Origin of the sequence: Propioniciclava sp., assembly GCF_029977985.1 — a bacterium.
Classification (GTDB): domain Bacteria; phylum Actinomycetota; class Actinomycetes; order Propionibacteriales; family Propionibacteriaceae; genus Propioniciclava.
The window spans coordinates 1-5,082 of record NZ_JARKOT010000189.1 but is presented as its reverse complement, the minus strand read 5'-3'; the positions used below and the strand labels follow the sequence as shown (position 1 = coordinate 5,082).

General features: G+C 70.5%; 4 protein-coding genes and 1 pseudogene. 1 reads left to right on the top strand and 4 read right to left on the bottom strand.

Annotated features, from left to right (window positions below; all coding sequences use genetic code 11):
- The 4 genes and pseudogenes from Q1K57_RS11310 to Q1K57_RS11295 form a co-directional block, all read right to left on the bottom strand.
- Window positions 1–443: pseudogene (locus Q1K57_RS11310) on the bottom strand (thiol reductant ABC exporter subunit CydC); the annotation flags it as partial.
- Window positions 440–2,032, bottom strand: coding sequence for a thiol reductant ABC exporter subunit CydD (gene cydD / locus Q1K57_RS11305; RefSeq protein ID WP_300082556.1), 1,593 nt, complete (start codon window positions 2,030–2,032; stop codon window positions 440–442). The gene cydD and the pseudogene Q1K57_RS11310, both read right to left, overlap by 4 nt.
- A 123-nt stretch (window positions 2,033–2,155) precedes the next feature.
- Complete coding sequence (cydB, locus tag Q1K57_RS11300; protein ID WP_300082553.1) at window positions 2,156–3,211, bottom strand: cytochrome d ubiquinol oxidase subunit II; 1,056 nt, start codon at window positions 3,209–3,211, stop codon at window positions 2,156–2,158.
- A gap of 14 nt (window positions 3,212–3,225) precedes the next feature.
- The gene (locus tag Q1K57_RS11295) at window positions 3,226–4,719 is read right to left on the bottom strand and encodes a cytochrome ubiquinol oxidase subunit I (protein ID WP_300082550.1); all 1,494 of its coding nucleotides are present in this window, start codon (window positions 4,717–4,719) and stop codon (window positions 3,226–3,228) included.
- A gap of 59 nt (window positions 4,720–4,778) precedes the next feature.
- Here Q1K57_RS11295 and Q1K57_RS11290 point away from each other — a divergent pair.
- Window positions 4,779–5,082 (top strand): BlaI/MecI/CopY family transcriptional regulator (locus Q1K57_RS11290; protein ID WP_300082547.1); only part of this gene is annotated, 304 nt, incomplete at its 3' end.

Here is a 5,082-nt window from a genome sequence, read left to right as displayed (position 1 = left end):
ACCAGCGTGGTCGCCAGCACCACGAACAGCCCCGACGCCAGCGGCAGGAACACCCGCACGACGAGGTCGAGCACGGCGTCCGTGTCGGCGACGATGCGTGTGAGCAGGTCGCCGCGACGGCGTCCGAGCAACGTGGTCCGGGCGAGCGTTGCGTAGGTGTCGAGCCGCAGCGCCGACTGGAACCGCAGCCCCGCCTCGTGTCCGACGAGCCGCTCGAGGTAGCGGAACACACCCCGGGAGATGCCGAACGCCCGGACGCCGACGGCGGCGGCGGTCAGGTACATGACGGGTGGGTGTTCGGCCGCCCGCGACAGCAACCAGCCGGACACGCCCATGAGCGCCACCGAGGAGGCGGACGCCGCCGCCGCGAGCAGCACGGCCAGCGCGAGGCGTCCCCAGCCCCACCGGACGCCCCCCGCCAGCCGCCGCAGCAGTCCGTTCACGGCGCACCGCCGATCGTGACGACCCGGTCGGCCTCGGCGAGCACCGCGGGGCGGTGGGACACCACGACCGCCGCGACGCCCGTGCCGCGCAGGCTGTGCAGTAGGGCGGCCTCGGCGTCGGCGTCCAGGCCTGCGGTGGGCTCGTCGAGCAGCAGCAGGTCGGTGCCGGCGTCGATGCGCAGGAGGGCTCGCGCGGTGGCGACCCGCCGCCGCTCGCCGGCCGACAGCCCCTCGCCGTCGTCGCCGACGGGACGGGCGGCGTCCATGCCGGGTGCCCCGGCGCGGGCGAGCGCGTCGGTGACCGCTGCCGAAGAGGCCCCCGGGTCACCCAGACGCACGTTGTCCGCGATCGTGCCGGCGATCATGCCGGGCTCCTGGCCGACGTAGGCGAGGCGCTCCCGCTCCGGCCGGGCGACGGTTCCGGCGCTCGGCGCGAGGAACCCCACGAGCGCGTTGAGCACCGTGGTCTTGCCCCCGCCGGAGGGCCCCGTGAGCACCACGAACTCCCCGGGCGCTACCGAGAAGCTCACACCGGCGACCGCCGGCCCGGCACTGCCCGGGTAGGTGTGACCCAACCCCTGGACGGATGCCACGGCCCCGCCGTCATCCGGGCGGGGCGCGTCGGCCCGCGGCGGGCCGTTGCCGTCGATCAGCGCGAACGCCTCGTCGGCGGCCGCCATGCCGTCGGCGGCGTCGTGGTAATGGACGCCGACCTGACGCACGGGCAGGTAGGCCTCCGGGGCGAGGACGAGCACGAACAGTGCGGTCGCCAGGTCGAGGTCACCGGCGACGACGCGGAAACCCACCGTGACCGCCACGATCGCGACGCTGAGCGTGGCGAGCAGTTCCAGCACCAGCGCGGACAGGAACGACAGACGCAACGTGCCCATCGTCTCGCCGCGGTGGGCGTCCTCGGTCTTGCGCAGGCCCACGGCCTGGGCGCGGGCCCGGCCGAACACCTGCAGGGTGGGCAGGCCGGTGACCAGGTCGGCGAAGTGGCGGGCCAGGCGTTGCTGGGTGCGCCAGCGGCGCTGGGTGCGCGCCTGGGTCGTCCAGCCCACGAGCATCATGAACACCGGGATCAGCGGCAGGGTCAGCGCGATGATGACGGCCGACGTCACGTCCGCGGTGAGGATGGCGACCCCGACGATCGCGGGCACCGTGACGGCCAGCAGCAACTGCGGAAGGTACTTCGCGTAGAAGCCGTCCAACGCGTCGAGCCCGACCGTGGTGAGGGTGACGAGCCCGGCCGGCGACGACCGGTCGGCGAGGGGGTGGGCCAGGCGTGCGGCCACCACGTCGCGCCGCAGCTGCGACTTGACGGCCGCCGCGGTGCGGTGGGCGAGCCAGGTGTTCGCCCACGTCAGCAAGGCCTTGCCCCCGAAGATGGCCGCCAGGGCCAGCACGGTGGCCCCCAGCGCCGGCCACGCCCCGGTGCCGGCGGTGGGGGTCAGGTAGTCGAACCCGGGCGCTGCGTCGAAGACCGCCGTCATGGCTCGCGACAGCACCCGCGCCTGCGCGATCGTCAGCCCGGCGACCAGGCACCCGATGGCGACGCCGCCGGCCAGGTACCAGCGGGTGGCGGCCACCCGGCGGACGAGGCGCGGGTCGAGGGGGCCGCGCGCGGCGGACGCCCGGGGAGGCAAAGTGCCGCCGGCGGCGTCCGAAGAGACGCCGCCGGCGGGCAGGACTTGCTGTGACACCCCGACAGGTTACGCGGCGACCGACACGTCGTCGGGGATGTTCTTCGTGCTGATCCGCTTGCGGAACACCCAGATCGACCACGCCTGGTAGACGAGGACGATCGGGACGAACACGACCGCGGCGCCGGTCATGATCGACAAGGTGAGCTCGGTGGAGGCGGCGCTCACGCGGTCGAGGGGCACCTCGACGGCGCTGTTGTCGAAGCCGAGGTTCGGCCACATGCGGACGAAGATCCACACGGCGACGGCGAGGATGGCGAGCGTGGTGCCGACGAACGCCCAGCCGTCGCGACCGGCGCGAGTGGCGACCCAACTGCCGATGAGCGCCCCGGCCGCCACCAGCGTGAGCAGCCAGCCGATCACCCCGATGCCGTACGCCAGGTTCGCCCACAGCAGGTAGACCGCCCCGCCGGCGATGGCGCCGAGCCCGATCTTGGCCGCGAGCGCCTCCGCACGGTCGTGGACCACCCCCCGCGTCTTCAGGGCGATGAAGTTGGCGCCGTGGAACAGGAACAGCACCACGAGCACCACCCCGCAGAGCAGGGCGAACGGGCTGAACAGGCTCCAGAAGCCGCCCGAGAACACGTAGAGGTGCTGCGACCCGGGGGCCATCTCGACGGGCAGGCCGATGATGAAGTTCGCGAAACCGACGCCGAAGACGAGGGCGACCACGAACGAGCCCACCGCGGCCATGAGGTCGAAGCGGGAGCGCCAGGCGGCGTCCGGGTTCTTGGCGCGGTACTCGAACGCGACCCCGCGGACGATGAGGCCGAGCAGGATGAGGAACAGCGGCAGGTAGAGCCCCGAGAACAGCGTTGCGTACCAGCCCGGGAAGGCCGCGAACGTGGCGCCGCCAGCGGTCAGCAGCCAGACCTCGTTGCCATCCCAGAGCGGGCCGATCGTGTTGACGATGACGCGGCGCTCCTTCTCGTTCTTGCCGAGAACGCGGATGAGCATGGCGACGCCGTAGTCGAAGCCCTCGAGGACGAGGTAGCCGATCCACAGGACGGCGATCAGCAGGTACCAGACGACCTGCAGCGTGGTGGGTTCAGTGGCGAGAAGCATCGTGGGTCTCCTTCTCAGTAGGCGAAGGAGAGGACGTCGTCCTCACCCTTGATCTCGACGGGCGTCGCGTCGGGCAGCCCCGAGCGGACGTACTTGGCCATGAGCCCCACCTCGACGACGGCGAGCGCCCCGTAGACGACGGTGTAGAGGATCATCGTGGTGAGGACGCTGCCCACGCCCACGCCCGGTGACACCGCGGACGCCGTGGGCAGCACCCCGGCGACGATCCAGGGCTGGCGGCCCATCTCGGTGAAGATCCAGCCGGCCGAGTTGGCGAACAGCGGGCCGAGCACGACGGCGAACATCGTCAGCGAGAAGAGCACCGACTCCTTCGGCAGCTTCTTGCGGTAGAGCTGGAAGAGGGTCACCGCGGCGATGCCCATGGCGATGAAGCCGAGCGTCATCATGATGCGGAACGTCCAGTAGCTGACCGGGATGTTCGGCCGGAAGTCGGTGAGGCCCACCGTGGCGAGCTTGTCGGAGTACGCGCTTTGCAGCGCGGAGTCCTCGTTGACGAGCTGGCCCTGCTGGTAGGCGGCGTTGAGGTTGTTGATGCCCTGGACCTCGGCGTACGGGTCGCCCTTGGCGAGGAAGCCGAGGACACCGGGCACGTGCAGCTCGAAGAGGGGCTCGCTGCCGTCGAGGGAGCCGATGGTGAGCAGCGAGAAGGGGGCCATCTCGCCGTTGCCGCCGGCGGTCTCGTACAGCGCCTCGGCGGCGGCCATCTTCATGGGCTGCACCTCATACATGACCTTGCCCTGGAAGTCGCCGGTCACCAGCACGGCGAACCCGGCGACGAGCAGCACCCACGCCCCGAACTTGGTCGACCACCGGAAGGCCTCCAGGTCGGCGTCCTCCGCCTCGGTGCGGTTGGCCTTGTTCAGCCGGGCGAGGTGCCAGGCGGAGACGGCGACGACGAAACCACCCGCGGTCATGTAGGCGGCCGCCATCTGGTGCGGGAACGTCGCGAGGAAGACCGGATTGGAGAAGAGGGCGACGAAGTCGGTCATCTCGGCGCGGTCGGTGAGGGGGTTGTAGGTGGCGCCCTGGGGGTTCTGCATGAAGCTGTTGGCGGCGAGGATGAAGATCGCGCTCAGCATGGTGCCGATGGCGGCCAGCCAGATCGTGGCGAGGTGGACGCCCTTGGAGAGCTTGTCCCAGCCGAAGATCCACAGGCCGAGGAAGGTGGACTCGAGGAAGAACGCCAGCAGCGCCTCCAGAGCGAGCGGAGCGCCGAAGATGTCGCCCACGAAGCGGCTGTACTCCGACCAGTTCATGCCGAACTGGAACTCCTGCACAATGCCCGTCACGACACCCATGGCGAAGTTGATGAGGAAGAGCTTGCCGAAGAACTTCGTGAGGCGGAGGTACTTGTCGTGGCCGGTGTGGAACCAGAAGGTCTGCATGACGGCCACGAGCAGCGACAAGGCGATCGTCACCGGTACGAAGAAAAAGTGGTTCACGGTGGTGATGCCGAATTGCCAGCGGGCAATGGTTACCGGATCCATGCGGCGGAATGTACTACTAGGTGTCGTACTGGGGCCAGTCGTCGGGTTACCATGACGAGGTGTCGATCCTGGGAGAGCTCGAGCAGGCCGTGATGGACGCCCTGTGGCGCCGCTCGGCACCCACCTCCGTGCGCGACGTGCACGAGGAACTGCGGGGGCGTCGCGAGATCGCCTACACCACTGTCATGACCGTGCTCGACCGCCTCGCGAAGAAGGGGACAGTGGTCCGCCAGCTCGACGGACGCGCCTGGCTGTACCTGCCCGCCCAGTCCCGCGTCGAGTTGTACACGGCGGCCATCGAGGACATGCTCGCCGACCTCGAACCCCACGACCGGCGCGACGTCTGGGAGCGCCTGCGCGGGC